Here is a 26,642-nt window from a genome sequence, read left to right on the forward strand (position 1 = left end):
CGATAGTAGGCCATCGACCCCGTGCGGTAGGAATGGAGGCGTGAGCGCGCCCCGTCGAACCATCGCCGCCCTCGCCGCCGCGGCCCTGCTGCTCGCCGCGGCGGACACCGGGCTGGCCGCCCATGCCGAGCACGGCTTCGCCGCCCGGCTGGGCGAGGCCGTGGACCTGCCCGGGGAGCCCTGGGTGGGCCTCGGCGGCGCCGCCTACGCCTCCTCCCTGGCCACCGGCCGGTGGTCCTCGATCAAGGTCCGCGCCCGGGATGTGGCGGTGCCCGGGCTGGGCCTGGTCACCGTGGAATCGGGGGCGGTCAACGCCCGGGTTCCGGCCTCGGCGGTGCTCACCGGGGACTTCGAGCGCACCGCGACGAAGAAGTTCTTCACCTCGGTGCAGCTCGACGCGGTCGCCCTGGGCGGGCTGCTCGGCGTCGACGATCTGCTGATCCAGAACCTGGAGGACATCTCCCCGGCCGGCGGCTGGGAGACCGAGGCGATCCTGCAGGCCACCCCGGACGGGTTCGCGGGCCCGGCCACGGTGGCGGTGAAGCTGCGGATCCGCGACGGGGTGGTGCTGCTGCTGCCCTACGAGGTGATCGACGCCCCCGCGGGCGCGGCCGCGTCGGAGACCCTGGACGCCTTCCGGCTCACCCTGGGCCCGGGGCGGCTGCCGCTGGGCGACCGGCCCACCCGGATCTACGTCTCCGGCGGGTCCATCCACGTGGAGAGCGAGCGGCTGCACGTCACCGTGGCCCCGGCCGATTTCCTGCCCCTGGCGGATGCGGGGCGCGGCGGCGGGGCCCCGGCGCCCGGGCGGTAACCTGGGGCGCATGACCCGACCGCTCAACGGAAACGACGCCGTCTCCCTCGCCGCCGAGCAGGCCCGCAGCACCGCGGGCCGCAACATCTCCGATCTGCCCGGGCTGCCGGTGCCGGCGGACACCGCGAACCTGCGCCATGGCCCGGACATCCACGAGGGCCTGCTCGCGCTGCTGCCCCTGGTCGGGGTGTGGCGCGGCACCGGCCGGCTCAACGCCGCCGACGGCGATCACGGCGTCGGCGTGCAGATCGTCTTCGCCCATGACGGGCAGAACCACCTGCGCCACGACATCCGGGTGTGGCGGGTCGAGGAGCCGGCCGACGCCGACGCGACCGACGCGCCCGCGGAGGACGCGGAGGATGCCGCGGCCGCGGAGGCCACGGATGCCGCGGAGCCCGCCGAGGGGGCGGCGGCCCCGGAGACCCCCGCCCCGGGGGTCACCCCGGTGTACCGGGAGACCGGGTTCTGGCGGATCTCCGAATCCGATGAGCTGGAGGTCGTCGCCGCGCACTCCACCGGGGCGGTGGAGATCTTCTACGGGGAGCCGATCTCCGAGCGGGCCTGGGAGATGCGCTCGGCCTCCACCATGGTCACCGCCACCGGGCCGGCCGATCTCGGCGCCGGCCGGCGGCTGTTCGGGCTGATGCCGAACAACGATCTCGGCTGGGTGGACGAGCGGATGGTGGCCGAGGAGTTCGTGCCCCGGATCTCCGCCGAGCTGAGCCGCTGGGCCGGCTGAGCCCTCCCCCGCCGCCCCCGCCGCGGCGGGGGCGGGGTCAGCGCGCCAGCGCCCGATCGCACAGGCGCCGGAAGTCCCGTTCCGCGGCCTCCCCGGGATCCGGCAGGGCCATGCCGTCCACGGCGGTGATCCGCGCCGCGATGCGCACCGAGGACACCAGCCAGGCCGAGTCCGCCGCGTGCAGCTCCGCCGCGTGCAGCCGCCCGGCGGCGCAGTCGATCCCGGCGGCGGCGGCCTCGGCGAACAGCGCCGCCTGGGTGGTGCCCGGCAGGATCCCCTCCCCCGGGTCCGGGGTGGCCAGGGCGCCGTCGCGGACCAGCACCAGGGTGGAGGTGGGCCCCTCCAGCAGCTCCCCGCCGGCGGTGGTGAAGAGCACGTCATCGTGGCCCTGCTCCCGGGCGTGCCGCAGCGCCGCCATATTCGCCGCGTAGGACAGGGTCTTCGCCCCGATCAGGGCCCACGGCGCCCGGGCGCCGGCGTCCAGGGAGAAGCCGCGTTCGGCGAGCAGCACCCGCACCCGGGTCCGCCGCGGCGGGGCCGGGGAGATCAGGATGTAGCCGGTGGGCCGGCCGGTGGACTCCCGGCCCCGGGAGTACACCCAGCGCATCGCCGCCTCCCCGCCGGGCCAGGCGGCCAGCGCCAGCTCCCGGGCCCGGCGCCAGAGCCCCATATCCGGCTCGGGCAGCCGCAGCATCGCCGCCGAAGCCCGGAACCGCGCCTCGTGCCGGGCCAGGTTGCAGGCCCGGCCATCGCGCACCAGCAGGGTCTCGAAGACCCCGTCGCCGCGCACCGCCCCCAGATCGTCGGCGTGCAGCAGCGGGGCCTCGGGGTCGGCGGGGCGGGGCCCGCCCGGGGCGAGGACGTCGACGAGGATGAGGCTCATGCCGCCCAGCCTAGGGCGCGTTACCATGGCGGACGTGCGAGGCTCCCCGATCATCGACCATGTCCCCGGCGCGGTCGCCGTGCCCGACGACGATCCGCTGGGCCGGGCCGGGGTGGCCTGGCACTACGGCGCCCCCCTGGTGGAGCAGCGCGACGCGCTCGCCGGGCGGGGGGTGGTGGATCTGGGCCACCGCCGGGTGCTGCGGCTCACCGGCGCGGACCGGGTGGACTACGTCAACACCCTGTTCTCCCAGCTGGTCGGCGAGGAGCCCACCGAGGCGCTGAACCTGGACCCGCAGGGCCGGGTGCTGCATCATATGGCGATCACGCCGACCGCCGGGGCGCTGTACATCGACGCCGAACCCGCCGGGTTCGGGGAGCTGCGCGACTACCTCACCCGGATGATCTTCCGCTTCGACGTCCAGGTGGCGGAGACCGGCCACCATGTGCTGGGCATCCTCGGCGCCGACCCGGACCGGTGGCCGGAGGGGTGCCTGCCGCACCCCCGCCGGGCGATGAGCACCCTGCTCGCCCCGGAGGGCGGGGCGATCGCCGCCTGGGACGCCCTGGTCGCCGGCGGGGCCCGGCCGACCGGGCTGATGGCCTGGGAGGCGGAGCGGGTCGCCGGGCTGCGCCCGGAGGTCGCCGCGGATCTGGACGCGAAGGCGATCCCGCATGAGGTGCCCGGCTGGATCGGGGCCGCGGTGCACCTGGACAAGGGCTGCTACCGCGGCCAGGAGACCGTCTCCCGGGTGCACAACCTGGGCCGTCCCCCGCGCACCCTGGTGCTGCTGCAGCTCGACGGCTCCGCCGGCGAGCGCCCCGCACCCGGGGATCCGGTGCTCGCCGGGCGGCGCGCGGTGGGCCGGGTGGGCACCGTGGTGGACCACCACGAGTACGGCCCGGTGGCCCTGGCCCTGGTGAAGCGCTCCGCGCAGACCGCGGCCGGGCTCACCGCCGGCGGCTGCGCGGTGGCGGTGGATCCGGCCACCGTGTTCCGCGATGATTCACCCAAGCCGGGGCGGGTGGCGGTGGACCGGCTGCGCGGCCGCTAGCGCCCGCGTGGCCCATCCGCCGCGCAATCGGCTATGGTGTTCTACAGGAATCACGCATAGACAATTTGAGGGGGCCGGCGCCCGCGCCCGCCCCGACCACGCAAGGGGGTCTCGCCATGGGTCGCGGCCGTGCCAAGGCTAAGCAGCAGAAGGTTGCCCGTCAGCTGAAGTACAACACTCCTGACATGGATCTCGAGCGGCTCCAGCGCGAGCTGGCCGGCAAGCCCGTGCACGAGGACCGCTGGGACGACGACTTCGACGACTGGCGCACCGGCACCGACCGGTAACGCCCGTCCGGCGCCCGCCGCCGCCCCGCCCGGGGCGGCGGCGGGCCTTTTCCGGCTCCGCCGGCCCCCTAGAACCGGGGGTGGTCGCCGACCAGCGCGGCCCGGCCCTCGCCCTCGCCGGCGGCGCGCACCACGCCCAGCTCCCAGCAGTCCACGTGCCGGGCGGTGAGGATCGCCAGCGCCCGGTCCCGGTCCGCGGGGGCGACCACGGCGACCATGCCGACGCCCATGTTGAAGGTGCGCTCCATCTCCTCCCGGGGCACCCGGCCGAGTTCGGCGATGGTGCCGAACACCGGCGCCGGGGTCCAGCTGCCGCGGGAGAGCTCCGCGGTGAGCCCGGCCGGCAGCACCCGGGCCAGGTTCGCGGCCAGGCCACCGCCGGTGACGTGGCAGAAGGTGCGCACCGTGGCCTCGTTCATCAGCGCCAGGCAGTCCAGGGCGTAGATCCGGGTGGGCTCCAGCAGCTCCTCGCCGAGGGTGCGGCCGAAGTCCTCCACCTCGGCGTGCACGTCCAGCCCGGCGCGCTCCAGCAGCACGTGCCGGGCCAGGGAGTAGCCGTTGGAGTGCAGCCCGGAGGAGGCCATGGCGATCACCACATCGCCCTCGCGGACCTTGTCCGGGCCGAGCAGCTGGTCGGCCTCGACCACGCCGACGCCGGTGGCGGAGACGTCGTACTCGTCGGGGGCCATCACCCCGGGATGCTCCGCGGTCTCCCCGCCGAGCAGGGCGCAGCCGGCCCGCCGGCAGCCCTCGGCGATGCCGGAGACGATCGCGGCGACGTGCTCGGGCACCACCTTGCCCACCGCGATGTAGTCCTGCAGGAACAGCGGCTCGGCCCCGCAGACCACCAGATCGTCGACGACCATGGCGACCAGGTCCAGGCCGATGGTGTCGTGCACGTCCATCATCCGGGCCACCGCCAGCTTGGTGCCCACCCCGTCGGAGGAGGCCGCCAGCAGCGGGTTGCGGTACTCGCCGAGGGCGAACAGCCCGGCGAAGCCGCCGATGCCGCCGCGCACCTCGGGTCGGGTGGCGGCGCCGGCGATGGGGCCGAGCAGCTCCACGGCGCGGTCGCCGGCGGCGATGTCGACTCCGGCGTCCGCGTAGGACGCGCCCTTGTTCTCGGTCACGGGTGGTTCAGCTCCTGTCGGGGATGGGGTTCGGCTAGCGGGCGGCCCGCAGGCGGGCCACCGCCTCGGCGTTCGGGTCGCCCTCGGGCAGGCCCAGCGGGTAGGCGCCGTCGAAGCAGGCCCGGCACAGCGTGCCCGCGTCCTGCTCCGCGGCCTCGGTCATGCCCTCCACGGACACGAAGCCGAGGCTGTCCGCGCCGATCGCGGTGGCGATGCCCTCGACCAGATCGTCCTGGTCGACGCCGTTGGCGATGAGCTCGCCCGGGGAGGCGAAGTCGATGCCGTAGAAGCACGGCCATTTCACCGGGGGCGAGGCGATCCGGACGTGCACCTCGGCGGCGCCGGCCTCGCGCAGCATCCGGATCAGGGCCCGCTGGGTGTTGCCGCGCACGATCGAGTCGTCGACGACCACCAGGCGCTTGCCGGCGATCGCCTCGCGCAGCGGGTTCAGCTTCAGCCGGATGCCCAGCTGGCGCAGCGTCTGCGAGGGCTGGATGAAGGTGCGGCCCACGTAGGCGTTCTTGGTCAGGCCCTGGCCGAAGGGGATCCCGGAGGCCTGGGCGAAGCCCACCGCGGCGGGGGTGCCCGACTCCGGCACCGGGATCACCATGTCCCCCTCGGCGGGGTACTCCCGGGCCAGCCGGCGGCCGATCTCCACGCGCACCGCGTTGACCGAGCGGCCCCGGATCATCGAGTCCGGGCGGGCCAGGTAGACGTACTCGAAGATGCAGCCGGCCGGGGCGGGGTCGGCGAAGCGATCCGAGCGCACCCCGGTGGCGTCGATGGCGACCAGTTCCCCGGGCTCGATGTCCCGGACGTAGCTGGCGCCGACGATGTCCAGGGCGCAGGTCTCCGAGGCGACCACCCAGCCGCGCTCCAGCCGGCCCAGGGCCAGCGGGCGCACCCCGTGCGGGTCCCGGGCGGCGTAGAGGGTGTCGCCGTCGGTGAAGGTGAGGCAGAACGCGCCCCGGATGGTGGGCAGCAGCGTCAGCGCCGCGGCCTCGGTGCGGGTGCGCCCGCCGAGGGCCACCGGGTCGGCGTCGGCGAGTCTGCCGGTCTCGTCGGCGAGCAGGGCGCACATCACGTCGGAGTCGGAGGGCATCTTCACCGACAGGTCCACCAGGCCCCGGCGCTCGGCCTCCCGGGCCAGCTCCAGGTGGTTGATCAGGTTGCCGTTGTGGCCCAGCGCCAGGTCGGTGCCGTCGGGGGCCATCCGGAAGATCGGCTGGGCGTTCTCCCAGCAGGGCGAGCCGGCGGTGGTGTAGCGGGCGTGGCCGATGGCGACATGGCCCTTGAGCGCCTCCAGGGTCTGCTCATCGAAGACCTGGGAGACCAGGCCGAGGTCCTTGAAGACGAGGATCTGGTCGCCGTCGCCGACGCCGATGCCGGCGGCCTCCTGACCGCGGTGCTGCAGGGCGAAGAGGCCGAAGTAGGTCAGCTTGGCCACTTCCTCGCCGGGCGCCCAGACGCCGAAGACCCCGCATTCCTCGCGGGGTTCGTTCTCCTCGACCTCGGCGAGCCGGGACGCCGGATTCGTCGGTTGAGCCACGACCCCGACGATAGCCGCCCGCCGGGGCCCGGGCCAAGGCGCCCCACCCCCCGCCGCGGCCGGCTCAGCCCAGCCGCAGCACCGGCAGCCCCGCGGCCAGCTCCCCCGCCCGGGCCCCGGAGACCTCCGCGGCGGACAGCGGGGCCAGCCCGCAGGCGATCCGCAGCCAGGTGCGCGGATCGGCCTCCACCACGTTCGGCGGGGTGCCCCGGGTGTGCCGGGGCCCGGCGACGGCCTGCACCGCCACGAAGGGCGGCACCCGCAGCTCCACGCTGCGCCCGGGCAGCTCCTGGGCCAGCATCCGGGCGCTCAACCGCACCGCCTCGGCCACCGCCGCCCGCTCCGGGGCGGGTGCGTCCTCGCGGGTCAGCCAGTCGCGCACCCGCTCCACCGCGGCGGTCACCGCCGCCGGGTCGATCCTTTTCGCCATGACCCGATCCATAGTCCTATAGTCATGCGCATGCCATCCCCCCAGGTGACCCTCCGCTTCCTCGCCGCGCCCGAGGACGTCCTCATGGCCGGCTCGAACAGCGTGCACGGCGGCCGCGTGCTGCAGTGGATCGACAAGGCGGCCTACGCCTGCGCCGTGGGCTGGTCCGGCCAGTACTGCGTCACCGCCTACTTCGGGCACATCCACTTCAACCGGCCGATCCCCTCCGGGCACATGGTGGAGGTGCGCGCCAAGATCGCCTACACCGGGCGGTCCTCGATGCACATCGTCAACGAGGTGCTCTCCGCCGACCCGCGCACCGGCGAATTCACCCGGGCCGCGGACTGCGTGGTGATCTTCGTGGCCATGGACGAGGAGCGCCGGCCCTGCGCGGTGCCCGCCTTCGAGGCGCGCACCGAGGAGGAGCGGCGGGTGCGCGAGGCGGCGCTGTCCCGGGTGGATCTGCGCCGGGACATCGAGGCCTCGATGCGGGCGCAGACCTACACCGCGGACTCCTCCGCCCCGGAGCTGGTGACCCGCTTCCTGGCCAAGCCCTCCGACGTCAACTGGGGCGGCAACGTGCACGGCGGCACCGCCATGGAGTGGATCGACGAGGCGGCCACCGCCTGCACCATGAACTGGGCGGGCCGGGACACCATCGCCGTCTACGCCGGCGGGATCCGCTTCTACAAGCCGATGCACATCGGGGATCTGGTGGAGGTCCGGGCCCGGCTGCTGCGCACCGGCACCACCAGCATGCACATGTCCGTGCACGTCTACGCCGGCCAGCCGCGCAAGGGCCGCGGCGGCCTGGAGAAGACCCTGCACTCCTCGATGACCTATGTGGCGGTGGACGACGACTTCACCCCCCAGCCGGTGCCGCATTTCACCCCGGTCACCGACGAGGACAAGCGGCTGCACGCCCACGATCTGGCGCTGCGCGCGCTGCGCGACAAGTACGACCCGCTGCCGCTCATCATCGACGATCCCGGCGAGCCGCGGGACTAGCCCGCCGCCGGGCTCAGCGGCGCAGCCGCTCCGCGAGCGCCGCCACCCGGGCGTCGATCTGGTCGCGGATGAGGTCCATCCGCCGCGCGCCCTCGATCCCGCGCAGCGAGGGCTCGTCGATCTCCCAGCGCTCCACCGCGGACTCGGCCAGGATCGGCTCCACCACCGCGGAGCCGACCACCACCACCCGGGCGCGCTCCGCGAAGGCGGGGTCCACCGGCTCCGGCACCGCCCCGGACATGTCCGCCCCGGCCCGGGCCACCGAGGCCGCCGCCTCGGCGTTGACCCGCTCGCCCGGGTCCACCCCGGCGGAGCGGATCTCGGCGGCGTCGCCGATGCGGCGCCGCAGCAGCGCCTCCGCCATCTGGGATTTGCCGCAGTTGGAGTTGCAGAGGAAGTACACGGCGGGCTTATCGGGGTTCATTTTCCCCACGATACCAGCGTGCGCCGAGGGCCCGCATCGCGTAGACCAGGGCGAGCAGCACCGGCACCTCGATCAGCGGGCCGACCACCCCGGCCAGGGCCTGCCCGCTGGTCACCCCGAAGGTGCCGATGCACACCGCGATGGCCAGCTCGAAGTTGTTGCCCGCGGCGGTGAAGCTCACCGCCGCATTGTCCCCGTAGCCCAGCCCGGCGACCTTCGCCGCGACCGTGGCCAGGGCGAACATGAGCAGGAAGTAGGCGAGCAGGGGCGCCGCGATCCGGGCCACGTCGGCGGGGGCGGCGAGGATCGCCTCGCCCTGCAGGGCGAAGAGCATCACCACGGTGAACAGCAGCCCGTAGAGCGCCCAGGGCCCCACCGCGGGCAGGAAGCGGCCCTCGTACCATTCCCGGCCGCGGCGGGCCTCCCCGATCCGGCGGCCGAGGTAGCCGGCGGCCAGCGGCACGCCGAGGAAGACCAGCACCGATCCGGCGATCGCGGCGGTGGAGAAGCCCACCTCGGCGTCGGCGGCGGGCAGGCCCAGCCAGCCGGGCAGGGCCACCAGGTAGAACCAGCCGAGCCCGGCGAAGGCGGCGATCTGGAACACCGAGTTGACCGCGACGAGCACCGCGGCGGTCTCCCGGCAGCCGCGGGCCAGGTCATTCCAGATCAGCACCATGGCGATGCACCGGGCCAGGCCGACGATGATCACCCCGGTGCGGAAGGCCGGCAGATCCGGCAGCAGCAGCCAGGCCAGGGCGAACATCAGGGCGGGGCCGAGCACCCAGTTCAGGGTCAGGGACAGCCCCATCAGGCGCCGGTCGGCGGTGATCCGGCCGATCCGGTCGTAGCGGACCTTCGCCAGCACCGGGTACATCATGGCGAACAGGCCGAGCGCGATCGGCAGGCTCACCCCGGCGACCTGGATCGCCTCGGCGGCGGCGCCGATGCCGGGGGCGGCCCGGCCCAGGACCAGCCCGGCCGCCATCGCGGCCAGGATCCACAGCGGCAGCAGGCGGTCCAGCAGGCTCAGCATGGGCATGGGGGGCAGGCTACGCCGGGTGCGCCCGGCGCGCGCGGGGAATCCGCCGCGCGCCGGCGGCGGGGGCGCCGGCGGGTCAGCCCGCGAGCGCGCCGAGGGCGGGGGCGGTCATCTCGTTGACCTCGTGGTACTCCACGATGAGGGTCATGGAGTAGGCGAAGGCGCCGAGCAGCACCACGGTGGCGATCGCCGCGGCGGCCAGGGCGAGCATCCTCCCGGAGCCGCCGGCGCGGTACTTCACCACGCCCATGATGAAGGCGAGGATGAGCAGCGGCACCGCGATGTACCACATGGGGTAGAACAGCACCACGCCGATGATGGCGAGGATCAGGGAGTACAGGCCGAGGTTGTCGGCGCCGACCTCCCCGGTGTCCTCGCTGGTGTCCGTGCGGTCGACTGCCAAGTCGGTCTTCTGCTGGCGGCTCATGGCCGTGCTCCTCTGGCTGGGGTGCGGCGGCCGGGGGGCCGCGCTAAGCCCAGCCTAACCTGGCCCCGGCCCTTTTTCCGCATCCGGGATGCGCGAATACCCGGTGGCGCACCCCCGCCGGCGGTCCGGCGGATCCGCGGGGGCCGGCCCCGGGGCCGCCCGGCCCGCGCGCCCGGCGCGGCGCCGCCGGCCGAGTTCGGCGGCGAGCACCACGGCGAGGATGGCCAGCCCCGCCAGCGCCGCCCAGGCCCCGTCGGCGGCGAGCAGCCGGCGCTGCAGCGCCGCCTCCGCGCCGACGTCGAGCACCCCGGGCAGCCCGGCGCCGGCGCCGGTGGCCAGGTAGCCCGCGCCGAGGGCGATGAGCAGCGCCCCCGCGGCGAGGCCGCGGACCCGGAACCGCCCGATCCGGCGGCCGCGCAGCAGATCCGGGTCCACCCGGGACCAGGCCGCGGCGAGCAGCAGCAGCGGGGCGGCCATCCCCGCGGCGTAGACCGCCATCAGCGCCCCGCCGCGCACCGGGGAACCCCCGGCCAGGGCCACGGTGAGGATGGCGCCGAGCAGCGGCCCGGAGCAGAACCCGGCGAGCCCGTAGGCGGCGCCGAGCACGGCGACGTTGAGCGCGCCGACGCCCCGGGCGGCCCGGGGCAGCCGGGTGGGGCCGAATCCGCCGCCGAGGGCGACCAGGGCGCCCAGGGCGATGATGGTCCAGCCGGCGAGGGCGGTGACCGTGTCCCGGTGCACGGTGAGCAGGGCGCCCACCGCGCCGACCCCGGCGCCCAGCGGCACCAGCACCGCGGCCATGCCGAGGTAGAACACGGCGGTGCGGGCCACCAGCCGGCCGGGCCGGTCGAAGGCGTAGCCGAAGAAGGCCGGCAGCAGCAGCGCCGCGCAGGGGCTGAGCAGGGCGGCGAGCCCGCCGAGGAAGGCCTCGGCGAAGCCGACCGCGCCGATCCCGGCCCCGGTCACCCCCGCGCCGCCAGCTGATCGGCGATGGCGGCCTCCAGGAACTCCCTGGGCTGCAGCCCGGCCACCGGCAGATCCCCCACCGAGTAGGAGGGGGTGGAGAAGATGCCGAGTTCGCCGGCCTGGGCGACGTCGGCGTCAATCGCCGCGTCGAAGCGCGCGGAGCGCAGATCGGCGCGGAACCGGTCGATATCGCCGATCCCGGCGGCGCGGGCCCGGGCCACCAGCAGCTCCTCGTCGAGTTCGGGGTGGCCGCGGCGCGGGGCGGCGGCGAAGACCTCGGCGGTGAACTCCCAGAACCGGCCCTGGGCGGCGGCGGCCCGCCCGGCCCGGGCGCCGAGCCGGGAGCCCTCGCCGAAGGTGGGCAGATCCCGCCATTCCAGGCGCAGCCGGCCGGCGGCGACGTGCCCGGCGACCAGGTCGGGCTCGATTTCGCGGGAGAACTCGCCGCAGTAGGGGCAGCGCAGATCGCTGAAGAGCACCAGCACCACCGGGGCGTCCGCCGCGCCGAGGGCCATCGGGTCGCCGGGGTCGCGCCGGGCGAGCTCCTCCTGCAGCCCGTCGAAGGCCGGGGGCAGGGTGATCTCCCCCGCCGCGGACACCCCGGGGGCGCCCTCGGCGGCCGGCGCCGGCGACGCGGGGTCGGCCGCCCCGGGCGCCGGGCCGGCCCCGGTGGCCGGCGCCGGCGGGGCCGGCTCCGGGTCGCCGCCGCGCAGCAGCAGCGTCGCGGCGAGGGCGAGGATCGCGATGAGCACCACCGCCAGCGCGAGCACCAGGCGCCGGGTGCCGGCCTCGCGCCGTGCGGGCCGCGCCGCCGGGGCGGGGCCCGCGGCCTCCGGCGTGGTCGACTCCGGTTCGGTCATGGGCGCTCCTCCACTTCCCCGCCCCCGCGGTCCGGGCATGTTCCCGACAGGGTAGCCAGCCGCGGCGGCGGCCCCGGGGCCGGGCCCGGTTCCGCGCCCGGCGGAACGGGCGGCGGCCGCGGCCCGGGCGCCGGTATCCTGCGCCCATGAGCCGCCACCGCCGCCCCCGGGCCGATATCGCCGATCCGCTGCTGCGGGAGCTGCTCGGCGCGGTGCTGCGCGAGGAGCGGCTGCGCCGCGGGGAGCGCCTCGCCGACGTCGCCGCGGCCGCGGGGGTGAGCGTGTCCCATCTGTCGGATCTGGAGCGCGGCGCGAAGGAGCCCTCCTCGGAGGTGATCCGGGCGGTGGCCGCCGCCCTGGGGCTGCCCCTGGCGACGGTGCTGGAGCGCGGCCTGCTGCGGCTGCGCTGGTTCGGCCGGGCCACCGCGACCCGGCCCCGGCTCGGCGACGTCGCCGGGGCCCGGCCGGCCGGCGGGGGCGTGCGGCTACTGGCCGCCTGAGCCGGGGCGCGCGACCGGCTCCGGGAGATAGTCCCGCCAGGAGCCGGCCACGGCGTCGACGAGGCCGTAGGCCACGGCCTGCTCCGCGGTGAACCAGCGGTCCCGGTCGGAGTCGGCGGCGATCTCGGCCACCGGCCGGCCGATGTGCCGGGCCTGGGCCTCGAAGAGGATCCGGCGGGTGAGGATGTGCTGCTCGGACTGGATGGCGATGTCCTCGGCCACCCCCTGCAGCCCGGACAGCGGCTGGTGGATGAGCATCCGGGTATGCGGCATCGCCAGGCGCAGCCCCGGGGTGCCGGAGGTGACCAGGAACTGGCCCATGGAGGCGGCGATGCCCAGGGCCACGGTGCGCACCGGGGCGGGGATCGCCTGCATCACGTCGTGCACGATCATGCCGGCGAAGACGTCGCCGCCCGGGGAGTCCACCAGCAGCGTGATCGGGGCCGCCGGGTCCTCATCGGCGTGCACGAGCAGCTCCGCGGCGACGCGGCGGCAGGTCTCGCCGGTGGTCTCCCCGAAGAGGGTGACCACCCGGGCGCCGGCGAGGCGGGCGCGGGTGCGCGCCAGCATGGGGTCCGCCGGCGGGGGCGGGGTGGCGGGGTCGATCCGGTCGGGGTCGTCGAGGCGGGGGTGCGCGGGTGCATGCCCCCATCGCAGCAGCCGCCGCCCGCCGCGGGGAAGCCGGTGCCGCCGCGGGCGGAACCCTTCCGCCGCCGGCGGCGCGGCCCCGGGCCGGGGCGGGGTCCCGGGGCCCGGATCGGCGCTGCCCGCCGCCGGCCGGCGGGCCGGGGCGGGCGGGTGCGGCGCGGGGCGCGGCGGCTACTCGGCGCCGGCGACCGCGGGATCCCCGGTCGCATCGGGGTCATCCTCCGCGGCGACCACCGAGTTCGCCCCGGCGGCGTGCGCGAACAGCCGCGGCAGGGTGTCCCGCCAGGCCCGCTCCAGCTCGGCGAGCGGGATCTCGAACCCGGCGTCGCCGGTGATCCGCAGCACCGGCTCATCGGCGAGCACCTCGCCGATCCGGGCGGCCGGCAGGTCGAGTTCCGCGGCCCGGGCGAGGACCTCGTCGAGGCGCTCCGCCGGCACCGCGACCAGCGCCCGGGAGGCCGATTCGGAGAACAGCGCCACGAAGGGGTCGGCGTGCACCTGCGCCGGGTCCACCGCGAGGCCGACCCCGGAGGTCACCGCCGCCTCGACCAGGGCCTGGGCCAGCCCGCCCTCGGAGAGGTCCCGGGCGGCGGTGGCCGGGTGCGCCCCGGCGGCGGCGAGGGTGCCGTGGAAGAAGCCCACCAGCTTCGCCTCCTCGGCGAGATCCACCCGCGGCGGCATCCCGGCCAGCGCGTCATGGGCGACCTGCTGCCAGATGGAGCCGCCGAGCTCGTCGGCGGTGGCCCCGAGCAGCACCAGCTGCTCCCCGGGGGCGGTGCCCAGCCGGTTGCCGATCGCGTCGGCGACGTCGTCGATGACGCCGAGCACCGCGACCACCGGGGTGGGCAGGATGGGCTCCTCGCCGGTCTGGTTGTAGAAGGAGACGTTGCCGCCGGTGACCGGCACCTCCAGTTCGGCGGCGCCGTCGGCCAGGCCGCGCACCGCCTCGGCGAACTGCCACATCACGTCCGGGTTCTCCGGGGAGCCGAAGTTCAGGCAGTTCGACACCGCGTAGGGCAGCGCCCCGGTGACCGCGACGTTGCGGTGCGCCTCGGCCAGGGCCAGCCGGGCCCCGGTGCGCGGGTCGAGCTTGGTGTACCGCCCGGAGGCGTCGGTGGCCACCGCCACCCCGCGGCCGGTGTCCTCGTTGACCCGCAGCACCCCGGCCTCGGCGTCCTTCGCGGCGATGGTGTTGCCGCGCACGTAGCGGTCGTACTGCTCGGTGATGTGCGCCCGGGAGCACAGCGCCGGGGAGGCGGCCATGGCCAGCACCGTCTCCCGCAGCGCCGCCGGCCCGGCGGGCCGGGCGAGATCCGGCTCGGCCTGCAGCGCGTCCTGCCACGCCGGCCGGGCGTAGGGCCGGTGGTAGGTGGGGCCCTCGTCGGCGATGGTGGCCGGGGGCGCGTCCACGACGACCTTGCCGCCGTGGGTGACCACGAGGTTCTCCCCCTCGGTGACCTCGCCGATATCGGCGGCGAGCACATCCCATTTGGCGCAGATCCCCAGGAACCGGTCCAGGTCCTCGGGCTTCACCACGGCGCACATCCGCTCCTGGGATTCGGAGGAGAGGATCTCCGCGGCGGTCATCCCCTCGGCGCGCAGGTGCACCCGGTCCAGGTCCACCGCCATGCCGCCGTCGCCGGCGGCGGCGAGCTCGGAGATGGCGCAGGACAGCCCGGCGCCGCCGAGGTCCTGGATGCCGACGACCACGCCGGCGGCGTAGAGCTCCAGGCAGCATTCGATGAGCACCTTCTCCGCGAAGGGGTCGCCGACCTGCACCGCGGGCAGTTTGCGCTCGGCGCCGTCCTCGAAGGTGTCGGAGGCGAGCACGGAGACCCCGCCGATGCCGTCCAGGCCGGTGCGGGAGCCGAAGAGCACCACCCGGTTGCCGGTGCCGGAGGCGAAGGCCAGGTGCAGGTCATCGCTGCGCAGGGTGCCCACGCACAGCGCGTTGACCAGGGGGTTGCCCGCGTAGGAGGCGTCGAAGACGGTTTCCCCGCCGATGTTCGGCAGGCCCAGGCAGTTGCCGTAGCCGCCGACCCCGGCGACCACCCCGGGCAGCACCCGCTGGGTGTCCGGGGCCTCGGCGGGGCCGAAGCGCAGCTGGTCCATCACCGCCACCGGGCGGGCGCCCATGGCCATGATGTCGCGGACGATGCCGCCGACGCCGGTGGCGGCGCCCTGGTAGGGCTCCACGTAGGAGGGGTGGTTGTGGGACTCGACCTTGAAGGTCACCGCCCAGCCGTCGCCGATGTCGACCACCCCGGCGTTCTCGCCGATCCCGGCGAGCATCTTCTCCCGCATGCCGGCGGTGGTGGTCTCCCCGAAGTACCTCAGGTGCACCTTGGAGGACTTGTAGGAGCAGTGCTCGGACCACATCACCGAGTACATGGCGAGTTCGGCGTCGGTGGGCCGGCGGCCCAGGATCTCCCGGATCCGGGCGTACTCGTCCTCCTTCAGGCCGAGTTCGGCCCAGGGCTGCGCCAGCTCCGGGGTGGCCGCGGCGCGGTCGACGGTGTCATCGTGGACGTCGGTCATGGGGGGCCTCCTAGGCGATCGCCGACACGGCGGACAGGAACAGCTGCAGGCCGTCGACGGAGGGCCCGGTGAGGGCCTCCACGGCGTGCTCGGGATGGGGCATCAGGCCGACGACCCGGCCGTCGGCGCTGCACACCCCGGCGATGTCGTTGACGGAGCCGTTGGGGTTGTCCACGTAGCGGAACACCACCCGGCCCTCGGCCTCCAGCTCCTCGATCACGGCGGGCTGCGCCTGGAAGCGGCCCTCGCCGTGCTTGGAGGGGATCAGGATCCGGGAGCCGGCGTCGAGCCGGCCGGTCCAGGCGGTGCCGGTGTTCTCCACGGTGAGCTCGATGTCCCGGCAGACGAAGTGCAGGCCCTCGTTGCGGGTGAGCGCCCCGGGCAGCAGCCCGGCCTCGGTGAGGATCTGGAAGCCGTTGCAGATGCCCAGCACCGGCAGCCCGCCGCGGGCGGCGTCCACCACCGAGCGCATCACCGGCGCCAGCGCCGAGATCGCCCCGGAGCGCAGGTAGTCGCCGTAGGAGAAGCCGCCGGGGACCACCACCGCGTCGACGCCGCGCAAGTCGGCGTCGGCGTGCCAGAGGGCCACCGGTTCGGCGCCGGCCAGGCGCGCCGCGCGGGCGGCGTCGACGTCGTCGAGGGTGCCGGGGAAGGTGATGACGCCGATCCGGGCGGTCACTGCTCCCCCTCGCGGAGGATCTCGTAGTCCTCGATCACGGTGTTGGCGAGCAGGGTGGCGGCCAGCTCGTCGAGCTGGGCGTCGCTGACCTCCCCGTCGAGCTCCAGCTCGAAGCGCTTGCCCTGGCGGACGTCGGCGACGCCGGTGACGCCGATGCGCCCCAGGGCGCGGTGGACGGCCTGCCCCTGGGGGTCGAGGATTTCGGCCTTGGGCATGACATGGACGACTACGCGGGCCACGCTTGACTCCTGGTGTTGGGGTTTCCGGGGGTGGGGCGCGCGGCGCCGGGCGGCGCCGCCGGTCCCGCGGCACAGCTTAGCCGGTGGGGCCCGGCGCGGGCCCCCGGTCCCGCTTCCGCGGCGGCACCCCCGCACCGTCCGGGGCGGGCCCAAGCGTCACCGCCCCCACCCCGCATCCGGGGGGGGAGATGTCATCCTTGCGCAACCAAATAAATACAAAGGTTTTATCCCAATGGTTGCACAGCACTACCTATTGTTCGCTGGTCGAGGGCGCTTTCGCCCGCCCGGCGCGCCCCTCCCCCATGCCGGGGGTCGCAAAATTATTTTCAGAAATTTCCCACATGGGGTTCCGATACCCGGAGCGGCCCCGTACGGTGGGCCCCACTCACCCCCCAGCTGTAGTCCCATGCACCCAACCAGGGAGAAATCATGATTCACAGCAGGACCCGACGGACTATCGGCGCACTGGCTTGCGCCATGACCGTCGTGAGCACACCAATTGCAATGGCCGACACCAACCCCGCCACCGTGCCACTCACAAAGATTGGCGATGCGGTCGAAGACGGTGGCGGCACCACGGACCCGGCAACCGCCTACCACTCCGCGTGGGCCCCTGGAGGTGCCGGATCGGGTATCGTGCTGGGCGTCTACGGAACGAACCGATACGTGCACAACGCACGGATCACCTATGAGCCGGGCACTAGCTATGGCACCTCGGATACATGCGTGGATCTCTTTGCCATTTCCTACTACGACAACGGCAAGAGGCATGTCAGGACCGCCGGCCGGCAGTGTGGTAGCGGACTCACCTCACAGAACTTCCGAATCCGCCGGAATCTGGATCAGGGCTCGCCATTCTGCGCACGCATCCGCATCGGGAATGAATGGTCCAATCGGGCATGCGTCACGATCAAGAGGACCGTGTAGATGAACGACTTCTTCAATCCCATCGGTAACGTCCTCACACTCACCGGCTTTTTCGCTACGCCACTCATCCTCACTCTGTTCTACCCCGTGCTCGCGATCTACGCGGTGGTGCAGCTGCGCAAGATCCGCAAGGCCACCGAGGCCCGCGCCACGCCGCCGGCGGCCGCCGCGACCGTCGCGACCGCCGCCCCGGTGCGCGGTCCGGCCCCGGAGACCGCCGGCGCCCCGGCGCGCACCGCGGCCGGGGAGCCCGGATCCCCGGGCGCACCGGACTGACCCGGCGCCCCGGCAATCGGATCGGGCATGGCCCCTACACTGGCGGCCATGCCCGATTCGCGTCCCCCGGCGGGGATCGTCGCCCTCGGCGCCGTCTTCGTCCTCTCCGCCGCGCTGCTGCTGCTCGCGCCGGTGCGCTGGCTGGCCACCCCGGAGCAGCGGGTGCCGGAACCGCCCGCGGCCGCCCCCGGCTACCAGCACGCGATCCACGCCGTGGTCGCCGTGGAGGCCGAGCGCGGCGAGGCCGAGGGCGATCCCGGCTACCGGGGGGACCGGGGCGAGTGGTCGGCGGCCTTCGCCGCCTGGGTGCTGGAGTCGGCGGGGCTGCCGCCGGGCGAGCCCGGCCGGCTGCCCCGCGACCCGGCGCAGCTGCGCGCCGACTTCGCCGCCCACGGCGCCTTCCTCGACGCCCCCGACTACGCCCCGCACCCCGGGGACGTGATCTTCCACCGCGGCCCCCTCGGCGAGCACTGCGCGGTGCTGCTCCGGGTGTCCGGGGACACCGTCACCGCCGCCGGCGGCGATGAGCTGGGCCGGATCCGGGTCACCAGCTACGACCTGCGCTCCCGGCGCGGGGTGCTCGGCTTCGGCCGGACCGGGATGCTCGAGGAGGCCCGGCTGGCTACAGCGGGAGATGCTCCTCCAGCAGGTCGATGATCGCGTCCCCGTCGGGTTCGGCGTCGACGTCGAAGCGGCCCACCACCGCCCCGGCCGGGTCATGCACCCGCAGTTCGCCGACCTCGTCGACCACGATGTGCAGCCCGCGCATCAGGAACTCGTCGTTGAGCTCCGCGAGCAGATCCCGGTGCCGGCCGGCGGTGACCAGCACCACGTGGCCGATGAGCTCCTCGAGGGTGACCTCGCGTCCATCCAGGGTGCGCATGCCCCCAGGATAGGCGGCCCCGGCCCCGGCGCGGCTCAGGCGGCGAGCCGGCCCGCGGCCGCGGCGTAGCCCTCCGGCCGGGCCCCGGCGGCCAGCGCCGCGTCGACGATGCCGAGCAGCTCCCGGCGCACCCGGGGCCGGCCCAGCCGGGACGCCGCCGCGGAGAGCCGGATCGGCCGGCCGGCGGCGATCGAGCGGGTCACCGCCGCGCCCACCGCCCGCCGCCAGGCCGCGGAGCCGCCGAAGCCCTCGCCCAGCGCGAGCACCCGGATCGGCTCGGCCCGGCCGGTGCGCAGATGGTGGATCGCGTGGGCGTCGGCGGCGATCCGGAAGCCCAGCTCCGCGGCCGCCGAGCGCGCCCCCGGGGAGAGCAGCCAGCGCGGCGGGGCGAGCAGATCGGTGCCCAGCCCCAGCGCCGCCAGCTGCCGGGAGGCCGCGGCCAGCCGCAGCCGGGCCTCATGGTGATCCAGGGCGGCCAGCTCCCCGCGCCGGCCCCGGGCGGAGACGTCGTAGCCGGCGAGCAGCAGCTCCGCCCCGGCGGCGCGGCGCCGGCGCAGCCAGGCCAGCGTGGCCGGGCAGTCCCGCAGCGCCTGATCCCGGCCCTGGTGCGGGGCGACCAGCAGCGCCGGGGCGATTCCGCGGGAGCGCAAGTCGGCGTCGACCCGGGCCGCGGCGAGCAGGGTGTCGCCCCGGATCCCGGACAGGGAGACCAGCAGCCGTGGCGCGGCCGACGGGGCGGGCGGGGCCGGCGCGGGCGGGCGGGGACTCTGGGCCATGGCCCCAGCATGGCCGGCCCCGGTGAACGCCCGGTGGCCCGGGGATGAGGGGCGGCGGAACATCCGCCGGCCGGCGCCGCTAGTCCCAGTGCACCACCTCGTCGAGGGGCAGGCCCCGGCGCCAGCCGGCCCGCTCCAGATCGGGCCGGTCCGCCAGATGGGTCACCGGGCCCACGCACAACCAGGCCAGCGGGCGCACCGGGGCGGCCACGCCGAGGAAATCGGCGAGGAAGCCCTCCTCGTAGAAGCTCACCCAGCCCACCCCGAGGCCCTCCGCGGTCGCCGCCAGCCACAGGTTCTGGATGGCCAGCGCCACCGACAGCGGGCCGGTGTCGGCGATGGTGGCCCGGCCGAGCACATGCTCCCCGCCGCGGCGCGGATCGTAGGTCACCGCCACCCCGGTGCCCGCGGCGACGATGCCCTCGATCCGGATCGGGTCGAACACCCGCCGCCGGCCCGGCGGCAGCGCCGCGGCGAACTCCGCCCGGCGGTCCAGGACATGGTCCCGGAACGCCGCCAGCCGCGCCGGATCCCGGATCACGTGGAAGTCCCAGGGCTGGCTGTGCCCCACCGAGGGCGCGGCGTGGGCGGCGGCGAGCAGCCGGGTCAGGGTGGCCCGATCCACCCGCCCGCCGGTGAACTCGGCGCGCACGTCCCGGCGCCGCCGGATCGCCTCGTGCAGCTCCACGCCCGCTCCCCCGGGCTCAGGCGGCGCCGGCGCGGCGCAGCAGCCAGGCGTACTCGAAGGCGGTCTCCCGCCATTTCGCGTAGCGCCCGGAGACCCCGCCGTGCCCGGCGCTCATCTCGGTCTTCAGCAGGAAGGGCCCGCCGCGGGCGCGCTCGCGCAGCCTGGCCACCCATTTCGCGGGCTCCACGTAGAGCACCCGGGTGTCGTTGAGGCTGGTCACCGCCAGGATCGGCGGGTAGTCGGCCTCCCGGATGTTCTCGTAGGGGGCGTAGGCGGCCATGTAGTCGTAGACCTCCGGGTCATGGTAGGGGTCGCCCCACTCGTCCCACTCCACCACGGTCAGCGGCAGCTCGGGTTTGAGCATGGAGGTCAGCGGGTCCACGAAGGGCACCACCGCCTCGATCCCGGCGAAGCGGTCCCCGGCGAGGTTGGCCACTGCGCCCATCAGCATCCCCCCGGCGGAGCCGCCCTCGGCGACCATCCGGTCCGGGGCGGTCACCCCGGCGGCGATGAGATCGTCGGCGACCGCGATGAAGTCGGTGAAGGTGTTCCGCTTGGCGGTGCCCCGGCCGGCCTCCCACCAGGTGCGGCCCATCTCCCCGCCGCCGCGCACATGCGCCACCGCGAAGATCATGCCCCGGTCCAGCAGGGACAGCCGGGCGATGGAGAACCCCGGGTCCACCGGGATCTCGTAGGAGCCGTAGCCGTAGAGCAGCAGCGGGTTCGGCCGGCCGAGATCCAGATCCCGGCGGTGCACCAGGGACACCGGCACCCGGGCCCCGTCCGCGGCGGTGACCCAGCGGCGGGTGGCCACGTAATCGCCGCGGTCGTAGCCGCCGCGCACCGGCTGCTCCTTGAGCAGCGTGCGCTCCCCGGTGGCCGGGTCGAGCTGCCACACCTGGGCCGGGGTGGTGAAGGAGGAGTAGCCGTAGCGCAGCACCGGGGCCTCCCATTCCGGGTTGCCCGCCGGGCCGGCGGTGTAGAGCTCCTCGTCGAAGCCCAGCTCGGCGAAGTCCACCCGGTCCACCCCGGACAGCGCCAGCCGGCCGATCCCCCCCGAGCGGTAGGACAGCACCAGGTGCCCGGCGAAGCAGTCCACGCCCTCGATGCGCCGGCCCGCCTCATGGGCGATGTGCCCGGTGAGCTCGCCCGGGTCGGCGAAGGCGCCCACCGGGCAGCTGCCCAGGGCGAAATCCGGCCCGGTGAAGTTGTGGGTGACCAGCCAGCGGTCCTCGCCGCCGATCACGGCATGATCCACCTCGTACTCGACGCCGGTCTCCCGGGGCCGGATGCACCGCGGCGCCGCGGTGGGCTCCGCGGCGTCGATCCAGTGGCTCTCCGAGGTCACCTTGGAGGCGGTCTCGATGATCAGGAAGCGCCGGGAGCGGGTGTCGCCGACGCCCACCCAGAAGGACTCGTCGGGTTCGTGGAAGACCCGCACATCCTCCGCCGGGTCGGTCCCGATCCGGTGCCGCCACACCGAATCGGGCCGCCAGGCCGCGTCGACCCGCTGGTAGAACAGGTGCCCGGAGCCAACCCAGGTCGCCCCCGGCGCGATCCCCTCGATCACCGCGTCGGGCAGGTGCGCCCCGGTGCGCAGATCCTTCACCCGCAGGTCGTAGCGCTCATCGCCGGTGCGGTCCACCGAGTAGGCGAGCAGGTTCCCGTCCGGGCTGACCGCGGCGGCGCCGAGGGCGAAGAAGTCGTGGCCCTCGGCGAGCTCGTCGAGGTCGAGCAGGATCTGCTCCCCGGCGACGGTGCCGGGCGCGGCCTCGGCGGGGATCCGCGGCGGGGTCCAGTCCCCGGGCTCGGCCGGCACCCGGCAGCTCAGCCCGTAGGCGCGGCCGGCGACGGTGCGCGCGTAGTACCACCAGTCCCCGGAGCGCACCGGCACGGAGAGGTCGGTCTCCTGCACCCGGGAGCGGATCTCGGCGTAGATCTCCTCGCGCAGCCCCGCCAGCTCGGCGGTCATCGCCTCGGTGTGCGCGTTCTCCGCCGCCAGGTGCGCGAGCACCTCGGGATCCTCGCGGTCGCGCAGCCACTCGTAGTCGTCCTCGACCTCGCGGCCGTGGAAGCTGCGCCGGACCGGCCGGCGGGCCGCGACCGGGGCGGCCGGAATGGCCGCGGGGGCGGCGGCGGGGTGGTCGGGGGCGGTGCCGGGGGTATCCGCCATGGCTCAGGCGGGCTCGCCGTACCAGTCCGCGAAGCGGCGGCCGGAGATCCGCTCGTAGGCCTCGATGTAGCGCTCCCGGGTGGCCTCCACCACGGAACCGGGCAGCGGCGGCGGGGGCGCGCCGGTGCCGCGCTTCCAGCCGGATTTCGGCCCGGTGAGCCAATCCCGCACGTACTGCTTGTCGAAGCTGGGGTTGACCTGGCCCTCGGCGTAGGAGTCGGCCGGCCAGTAGCGGGAGGAGTCCGGGGTGAGCACCTCGTCGGCGAGCACCAGGGTCCCCTCGGCGTCGACGCCGAACTCGAATTTGGTGTCCGCGAGGATGAGCCCGCGGTCGGCGGCCATCGACGCGGCGGTGCGGTAGACGCCCAGGGTGGTCTCCCGCAGCTGCTCGGCGCGCTCCCGGCCGATCGCGTCGACGACATGGGCGAAGGACACGTTCTCGTCGTGATCGCCCAGCTCGGCCTTGGTGGCGGGGGTGAAGATCGGCTCCGGCAGCTTCGAGCCCTCGGTGAGCCCGGGGGGCAGCGCCACCCCGCACACCGCCCCGGTCTCGCGGTACTCGCGCAGCCCGGAGCCGGTGAGGTAGCCGCGGGCGACGCATTCGAAGGGCACCATGTCCAGCTTCCGGCAGACCAGCGCCCGGCCCAGCACCTCGGCGGGGATCCGCTCGTCGTCGGCGGGCCCGGCCAGGTGGTTCGGCGCGGACAGCGCCTCGAAGAAGAACACGCTCATCGCGGTGAGCACCCGCCCCTTGTCCGGGATCTCGGTGTCCAGGATGTGGTCGTAGGCGGAGATCCGGTCGCTGACCACCATCAGCAGGGTGTCCGCGTCGATCTCGTAGATCTCGCGGACCTTCCCGGCGGAGAGGTGATCATAGGAGGAGAGTTCGGGTCTCATGTCCGCACAGTCTAGCCCCCGCGATCCCGGGGTTCCCGTGACAGCCGCCCCGGAAAAACGTAATGTCTGATTTTAGTAACTCAGATCACAATCGGTACCAGGAAAGGCACTGATCCCCATGCCCCCCACGGACATCCGCCGCGCCGTCATCGTCGGCGGCAACCGCATCCCCTTCGCCCGCTCCAACAAGGAGTACAGCCACGCCTCCAACCAGGACATGCTCACCGCCGCCCTCGACGGGCTGACCGCCCGCTTCGGCCTGGCCGGGGAGCGCCTCGGCGAGGTCGCCGCGGGCGCGGTGCTCAAGCACTCCCGGGACTTCAACCTCACCCGCGAATGCGTGCTCGGCTCCGCCCTGGATCCGGCCACCCCGGCCTTCGACGTGCAGCAGGCCTGCGCCACCGGGATGGAGGCGATGAGCTCCATCGCCAACAAGATCAAGCTCGGCCAGATCGACGCCGGCATCGCCGGCGGGGTGGACACCACCTCGGACGCCCCGATCGCGCTGTCCGATTCGCTGCGCCGCAAGCTGCTGGACGCCTCCCGGGCGAAGAAGCCGATCGACCAGGTGAAGATCTTCGGCTCCGTGCGGCCGGCCGACCTGGCCCCGGCCGCGCCCTCCACCGGGGAGCCGCGCACCGGCCTGTCCATGGGCGACCACCAGGCGATCACCACCGCGAAGTGGGGGGTCACCCGCGCCGAGCAGGACGAGCTGGCCGCCGCCTCGCACCGCAACCTGGCCCGCGCCTACGACGAGGGCTTCTTCACCGACCTGGTCACCCCCTTCAAGGGCGTGTCCCGGGACACCAACCTGCGCCCGGACTCCACCGCGGAGAAGCTCGCCAAGCTGCGCCCGGTGTTCGGCCTGGACCTGGAGGCGGAGCCGACCATGACCGCCGGCAACTCCACCCCGCTCACCGACGGCGCCTCCGCGGTGCTGGTGGCCACCGAGGAGTGGGCCGCCGAGCGCGGGCTGCCGGTGCTGGCCGACGTGGTGGACACCGAGGCCGCCGCGGTGGACTTCGTGCACGGCGCGGAGGGGCTGCTGATGGCCCCGGCCTACGCCACCCCCCGGCTGCTCGCCCGCAACGGGCTCACCCTCGACGACATCGACTTCTTCGAGATCCACGAGGCCTTCGCCGCCACCGTGCTGTGCACCCTGAAGGCCTGGCAGGACGAGGGGTTCTGCCGCGAGCGGCTCGGCCTGGACGGCGTCCTCGGCGAGGTGCCGCGGGAGAAGCTCAACGTCAACGGCTCCTCCCTGGCCTGCGGCCACCCCTTCGCCGCCACCGGCGCCCGGATCGCGGCGACCCTGGCGAAGATGCTGCGCGCCAAGGCCGACGAGACCGGGAAGACCGCCCGGGGCCTCATCTCGGTGTGCGCCGCCGGCGGCCAGGGCGTCGTCACCATCCTGGAGGCCCGGGCCTAGCCCGCCGCCACCCCCGAACGAACACGCATAAGGAGACAATCCATGGCCGACAAGTATCAGGAACTGGTCAACGGCGGGCCGCTCACCGGCGTCGCGAAGACCCTCGGACTGCCCCAGCCGCCCTACCTGCGCCGGCACAAGCCCGGGGCCGGGCTGCTCGGCGCCAATGACCGGGTGCTGGTCACCGGCTCCGGGCCGGACGCCGACGCGATCGCCGAGCAGCTCGCCGCCTGGGAGCTCAACGTCCGCCGCGACTCCGCCGCGGACAAGAAGGTGGGCGCCATCGTGGTGGTGCTCACCGAGGCCGCCCGGCCCACCGATCTGCAGGGTCCGGTGCTCGCCGCCGCGAAGCACCTGCGCAAGCTGGACAAGGGCGGCCGGGTGGTCTTCGTCTCCCGGGCGAAGTCCGGCGACATCGCCGACGCGGCGCTCAACGCGGTGCGCTCCGGGGTGGAGGGCATCGTGCGCTCCCTGGGCCACGAGGTCCGCGGCGGCGCCACCGCCAACGGGGTGCTCATCGCCGACGGGGTGGACGTCACCGCCCCCTCCGCGGTGGCCTCGCTGCGCTTCCTGCTCTCCGGCCGCTCCGCCTTCATCGACGGCCAGTTCCTCACCGTGGGCTCCGCCGCCGGCGAGCTGCCCGAGGACTGGGACCGGCCGCTGGCCGGCAAGGTCGCCGCGATCACCGGCTCCGCCCGCGGCATCGGCGCCGCGATCGCGCGCCAGATGAGCTCCCTCGGCGCGAAGGTGATCGTCATCGACGTGCCCGCCGCCGGGGAGGCCCTGGCCACGGTCGCCAACGAGGTCGACGGGCTGGCCCTGCAGCAGGACATCACCGCCGCCGACGCCGGCACCGTGATCGCCGATGCGGCGGTCCAGCGCTACGGCCGGCTGGATATCGTGGTGCACAACGCCGGGATCACCCGGGACAAGATGCTCGCCAACATGGACGAGGCCAAGTGGGGCGCGGTAATCGCGGTGAACATCGAGTCCCAGCTGCGCATGAACGAGCAGCTGCTGGCGCACCCGGCCTTCGCCGAGTCCCCGCGGATCGCCGCCCTGGCCTCGACCTCCGGCATCGCCGGCAACCGGGGCCAGACCAACTACGCCGCCGCCAAGGCCGGCGTGATCGGCATGGTGGAGTCGCTGGCGGCGACCTTCGCCGAGCGCGGCGGCAACATCAACGCCGTCGCCCCGGGCTTCATCGAGACCGAGATGACCGCCGCGGTGCCCTTCGTCAACCGCCAGGTGGCCCGCCGGGTGAACTCCCTGCAGCAGGGCGGCCTGCCCCTGGACGTCGCCAACGCGATCGCCTTCCTGGTCTCCGACCAGGCCCTCGGCGTCAACGGCGAGGTGCTGCGGGTGTGCGGCCAGAACATCGTGGGCAAGTAGGGGTGGCGCAGATGACGAGGACCCTGCCCGAGGTGCCCGCCCTGGCGCCGCTCTACGCCCGCGCCGCCGCCGGCGCCGCGCGCAAGCGCCCCGACTCCACGGAGCTGGCCACCCCCGCCCTGGCGGTGCGCGGCGTCACCGTCGACGCCGCCCGGGACGCTGAGTTCCGCCGGCTGGCCGGGGCCGCCGATTCCGCGGAGGCCTTCTTCGGCCACGTGCACGCGCTGATCATGCCCATCCAGATGGAGCTGATGGCCGCGGACGATTTCCCGCTGCCGATGATGGGCCTGGTGCACCTGGAGAACACCTACCGGCGGCTGGGCGCGGTGGCGCTCGGCGCGCAGGTGGACGTGGAGGTCCGGGTCGCCGGCTTCCGCGGGCACCGCGCCGGCACCGAGGTGCTGCTCGACGCCACGGTCACCGCCGCCGGCGGCGGGGAGACCCTGGTCGAGGAGCGCTCCGTGTACCTGGCCAAGGGCCGGCGGCTGCCCGGGGTGGCCGCCCCCGCGGCCGGGGACGCCCCCCGGGGCCGGTTCCGGGTGCCCGTGCCCACCGCCTGCTGGCGGCTGCCCGCCGGCACCGGCCGGGCCTGGGCGAAGGTCTCCGGGGACTGGAACCCGATCCACGTCACCGGGCTCACCGCCAAGGCGCTGGGCATGCCGGGCGTCATCGCGCACGGCATGTACACCGCATCCCGGGCGCTCGCCGAGGCCGGCGTCCCGGACGCGGCGCCCTTCGAATTCGCGATCTCCTTCGGCGCCCCGGTGACCCTGCCGGCGAAGGTGCTGCTGGCGATCACCCCGGCCGAGGGCTCCGGCCGCCGCGGCGACATGGACATCGTCGCCTGGCACGGCCGCCGCAAGCGGCCGCATTTCACCGGGAGCACCCGGATGCTGTGACCGGCCGGCCGGCCGGCCGCGCGCGCCGACGCCGGCGCCGCCCCCGCATCCCGCGGGCGGCGGCGCCGGCGTCGCCGATCCGCCGCCC

30 protein-coding genes are annotated in these 26,642 nt (G+C 74.8%); 12 read left to right on the plus strand and 18 right to left on the minus strand.

The window, feature by feature from the left end:
* Positions 1–40 precede the first annotated feature (40 nt).
* Together CSPHI_RS09805 and CSPHI_RS09810 are read left to right on the plus strand one after the other, a co-directional pair.
* Positions 41–814 carry an LmeA family phospholipid-binding protein gene (locus CSPHI_RS09805; protein ID WP_075692887.1) on the plus strand — a complete coding sequence of 258 codons (774 nt, stop codon included), beginning with the start codon at positions 41–43 and terminating at the stop codon, positions 812–814.
* A 10-nt stretch (positions 815–824) separates the two neighbouring features.
* Complete coding sequence (locus tag CSPHI_RS09810; protein ID WP_084210478.1) at positions 825–1,553, plus strand: heme-binding beta-barrel domain-containing protein; 729 nt, start codon at positions 825–827, stop codon at positions 1,551–1,553.
* 37 nt (positions 1,554–1,590) lie between these two features.
* Here CSPHI_RS09810 and CSPHI_RS09815 read toward each other — a convergent pair whose 3' ends face one another.
* Positions 1,591–2,436: an aminodeoxychorismate lyase gene (locus CSPHI_RS09815; RefSeq protein ID WP_075692888.1), complete on the minus strand. Its 846-nt coding sequence runs from the start codon at positions 2,434–2,436 to the stop codon at positions 1,591–1,593.
* A gap of 34 nt (positions 2,437–2,470) precedes the next feature.
* Here CSPHI_RS09815 and ygfZ point away from each other — a divergent pair, with 34 nt between their 5' ends.
* Together ygfZ and CSPHI_RS09825 are read left to right on the plus strand one after the other, a co-directional pair.
* The gene (gene ygfZ / locus CSPHI_RS09820) at positions 2,471–3,490 is read left to right on the plus strand and encodes a CAF17-like 4Fe-4S cluster assembly/insertion protein YgfZ (RefSeq protein WP_425429723.1); all 1,020 of its coding nucleotides are present in this window, start codon (positions 2,471–2,473) and stop codon (positions 3,488–3,490) included.
* Between the two features lie 116 nt (positions 3,491–3,606).
* Positions 3,607–3,777, plus strand: coding sequence for a DUF3073 domain-containing protein (locus tag CSPHI_RS09825; protein WP_075692892.1), 171 nt, complete (start codon positions 3,607–3,609; stop codon positions 3,775–3,777).
* A gap of 68 nt (positions 3,778–3,845) precedes the next feature.
* On the opposite strand, the gene purM is transcribed toward CSPHI_RS09825, so the two are convergent.
* The 3 genes from purM to CSPHI_RS09840 all read right to left on the minus strand — a co-directional run bounded on the left by purM (position 3,846) and on the right by CSPHI_RS09840 (position 6,886).
* Positions 3,846–4,907: a phosphoribosylformylglycinamidine cyclo-ligase gene (gene purM / locus CSPHI_RS09830; protein ID WP_075692894.1), complete on the minus strand. Its 1,062-nt coding sequence runs from the start codon at positions 4,905–4,907 to the stop codon at positions 3,846–3,848.
* A gap of 34 nt (positions 4,908–4,941) precedes the next feature.
* A complete protein-coding gene (gene purF, locus CSPHI_RS09835; RefSeq protein WP_245803308.1) occupies positions 4,942–6,456 on the minus strand; it encodes an amidophosphoribosyltransferase in 1,515 nt (504 codons plus the stop codon).
* 64 nt (positions 6,457–6,520) lie between these two features.
* A complete protein-coding gene (locus CSPHI_RS09840; protein WP_075694006.1) occupies positions 6,521–6,886 on the minus strand; it encodes a sterol carrier family protein in 366 nt (121 codons plus the stop codon).
* 24 nt (positions 6,887–6,910) lie between these two features.
* Here CSPHI_RS09840 and CSPHI_RS09845 point away from each other — a divergent pair, with 24 nt between their 5' ends.
* Positions 6,911–7,894, plus strand: a complete 984-nt coding sequence (locus CSPHI_RS09845; RefSeq protein WP_075692896.1) for an acyl-CoA thioesterase — start codon at positions 6,911–6,913, stop codon at positions 7,892–7,894.
* A 13-nt stretch (positions 7,895–7,907) separates the two neighbouring features.
* Here CSPHI_RS09845 and CSPHI_RS09850 read toward each other — a convergent pair whose 3' ends face one another.
* From CSPHI_RS09850 to CSPHI_RS09870, 5 genes are all read right to left on the minus strand, one after another.
* Positions 7,908–8,318, minus strand: a complete 411-nt coding sequence (locus CSPHI_RS09850; RefSeq protein ID WP_075692898.1) for an arsenate-mycothiol transferase ArsC — start codon at positions 8,316–8,318, stop codon at positions 7,908–7,910.
* Positions 8,305–9,357, minus strand: coding sequence for an ACR3 family arsenite efflux transporter (gene arsB, locus CSPHI_RS09855; protein ID WP_075692900.1), 1,053 nt, complete (start codon positions 9,355–9,357; stop codon positions 8,305–8,307). Before arsB ends, CSPHI_RS09850 begins: the two co-directional genes overlap by 14 nt.
* Before the next feature lie 76 nt (positions 9,358–9,433).
* A complete protein-coding gene (locus CSPHI_RS09860) occupies positions 9,434–9,784 on the minus strand; it encodes a hypothetical protein (protein WP_075692902.1) in 351 nt (116 codons plus the stop codon).
* Between the two features lie 54 nt (positions 9,785–9,838).
* The gene (locus CSPHI_RS09865; protein WP_075692904.1) at positions 9,839–10,750 is read right to left on the minus strand and encodes a cytochrome c biogenesis CcdA family protein; all 912 of its coding nucleotides are present in this window, start codon (positions 10,748–10,750) and stop codon (positions 9,839–9,841) included.
* Positions 10,747–11,610, minus strand: coding sequence for a DsbA family protein (locus CSPHI_RS09870; RefSeq protein WP_084210364.1), 864 nt, complete (start codon positions 11,608–11,610; stop codon positions 10,747–10,749). The genes CSPHI_RS09865 and CSPHI_RS09870 overlap by 4 nt, the downstream gene beginning before the upstream one ends.
* Before the next feature lie 146 nt (positions 11,611–11,756).
* Between CSPHI_RS09870 and CSPHI_RS09875 the strand changes: the two genes are divergently transcribed.
* Complete coding sequence (locus CSPHI_RS09875; RefSeq protein WP_075692906.1) at positions 11,757–12,110, plus strand: helix-turn-helix domain-containing protein; 354 nt, start codon at positions 11,757–11,759, stop codon at positions 12,108–12,110.
* Here the strand turns inward: CSPHI_RS09875 and CSPHI_RS09880 are convergent.
* From CSPHI_RS09880 to purS, 4 genes are all read right to left on the minus strand, one after another.
* On the minus strand, positions 12,096–12,680 hold the full coding sequence (locus CSPHI_RS09880; protein WP_075692908.1) for a ClpP family protease: 585 nt from the start codon (positions 12,678–12,680) through the stop codon (positions 12,096–12,098). The two genes, CSPHI_RS09875 and CSPHI_RS09880, sit on opposite strands and share 15 nt — an antisense overlap.
* Positions 12,681–12,929: 249 nt before the next feature.
* Positions 12,930–15,296 carry a phosphoribosylformylglycinamidine synthase subunit PurL gene (gene purL, locus CSPHI_RS09885; RefSeq protein ID WP_075692909.1) on the minus strand — a complete coding sequence of 789 codons (2,367 nt, stop codon included), beginning with the start codon at positions 15,294–15,296 and terminating at the stop codon, positions 12,930–12,932.
* Positions 15,297–15,306: 10 nt separating this feature from the next.
* Positions 15,307–15,975 (minus strand): phosphoribosylformylglycinamidine synthase subunit PurQ, encoded by a 669-nt coding sequence (gene purQ, locus CSPHI_RS09890; protein ID WP_075692911.1) that lies wholly within the window; start codon positions 15,973–15,975, stop codon positions 15,307–15,309.
* On the minus strand, positions 15,972–16,214 hold the full coding sequence (purS, locus tag CSPHI_RS09895) for a phosphoribosylformylglycinamidine synthase subunit PurS (RefSeq protein ID WP_075692913.1): 243 nt from the start codon (positions 16,212–16,214) through the stop codon (positions 15,972–15,974). The genes purQ and purS overlap by 4 nt, the downstream gene beginning before the upstream one ends.
* Positions 16,215–16,691: 477 nt before the next feature.
* Between purS and CSPHI_RS12080 the strand changes: the two genes are divergently transcribed.
* The 3 genes from CSPHI_RS12080 (at position 16,692) to CSPHI_RS09905 (ending at position 18,074) form a co-directional block, all read left to right on the plus strand.
* Positions 16,692–17,141 (plus strand): hypothetical protein, encoded by a 450-nt coding sequence (locus tag CSPHI_RS12080; protein WP_211274663.1) that lies wholly within the window; start codon positions 16,692–16,694, stop codon positions 17,139–17,141.
* A gap of 87 nt (positions 17,142–17,228) precedes the next feature.
* On the plus strand, positions 17,229–17,417 hold the full coding sequence (locus CSPHI_RS12085; protein ID WP_075692915.1) for a hypothetical protein: 189 nt from the start codon (positions 17,229–17,231) through the stop codon (positions 17,415–17,417).
* A 48-nt stretch (positions 17,418–17,465) separates the two neighbouring features.
* Positions 17,466–18,074 carry a C40 family peptidase gene (locus CSPHI_RS09905; protein WP_075692917.1) on the plus strand — a complete coding sequence of 203 codons (609 nt, stop codon included), beginning with the start codon at positions 17,466–17,468 and terminating at the stop codon, positions 18,072–18,074.
* On the opposite strand, the gene CSPHI_RS09910 is transcribed toward CSPHI_RS09905, so the two are convergent.
* From CSPHI_RS09910 to CSPHI_RS09930, 5 genes are all read right to left on the minus strand, one after another.
* Positions 18,040–18,300, minus strand: coding sequence for a hypothetical protein (locus CSPHI_RS09910; RefSeq protein WP_075692918.1), 261 nt, complete (start codon positions 18,298–18,300; stop codon positions 18,040–18,042). The two genes, CSPHI_RS09905 and CSPHI_RS09910, sit on opposite strands and share 35 nt — an antisense overlap.
* Positions 18,301–18,335: 35 nt before the next feature.
* The gene (locus tag CSPHI_RS09915) at positions 18,336–19,076 is read right to left on the minus strand and encodes a DUF2334 domain-containing protein (protein ID WP_075692920.1); all 741 of its coding nucleotides are present in this window, start codon (positions 19,074–19,076) and stop codon (positions 18,336–18,338) included.
* Positions 19,077–19,155: 79 nt separating this feature from the next.
* Positions 19,156–19,764 (minus strand): 5,6-dimethylbenzimidazole synthase, encoded by a 609-nt coding sequence (gene bluB, locus CSPHI_RS09920; RefSeq protein ID WP_075692921.1) that lies wholly within the window; start codon positions 19,762–19,764, stop codon positions 19,156–19,158.
* A gap of 16 nt (positions 19,765–19,780) precedes the next feature.
* A complete protein-coding gene (locus CSPHI_RS09925; protein ID WP_075692923.1) occupies positions 19,781–21,937 on the minus strand; it encodes a S9 family peptidase in 2,157 nt (718 codons plus the stop codon).
* Positions 21,938–21,940: 3 nt separating this feature from the next.
* Complete coding sequence (locus tag CSPHI_RS09930) at positions 21,941–22,834, minus strand: phosphoribosylaminoimidazolesuccinocarboxamide synthase (RefSeq protein WP_075692925.1); 894 nt, start codon at positions 22,832–22,834, stop codon at positions 21,941–21,943.
* Between the two features lie 118 nt (positions 22,835–22,952).
* Between CSPHI_RS09930 and CSPHI_RS09935 the strand changes: the two genes are divergently transcribed.
* From CSPHI_RS09935 to CSPHI_RS09945, 3 genes are read left to right on the plus strand one after another with little or no spacing between them, the layout of a single operon-like run.
* Positions 22,953–24,263, plus strand: a complete 1,311-nt coding sequence (locus CSPHI_RS09935) for an acetyl-CoA C-acetyltransferase (protein ID WP_075692927.1) — start codon at positions 22,953–22,955, stop codon at positions 24,261–24,263.
* A 42-nt stretch (positions 24,264–24,305) separates the two neighbouring features.
* The gene (locus CSPHI_RS09940; protein WP_075692928.1) at positions 24,306–25,655 is read left to right on the plus strand and encodes a 3-oxoacyl-ACP reductase; all 1,350 of its coding nucleotides are present in this window, start codon (positions 24,306–24,308) and stop codon (positions 25,653–25,655) included.
* A gap of 11 nt (positions 25,656–25,666) precedes the next feature.
* Entirely contained in the window at positions 25,667–26,554 is an 888-nt protein-coding gene (locus CSPHI_RS09945; RefSeq protein ID WP_075692930.1) for a MaoC/PaaZ C-terminal domain-containing protein, read from the plus strand.
* Positions 26,555–26,642 lie beyond the last annotated feature (88 nt).

Source organism: Corynebacterium sphenisci DSM 44792 (assembly GCF_001941505.1).
GTDB classification, from domain to species: domain Bacteria; phylum Actinomycetota; class Actinomycetes; order Mycobacteriales; family Mycobacteriaceae; genus Corynebacterium; species Corynebacterium sphenisci.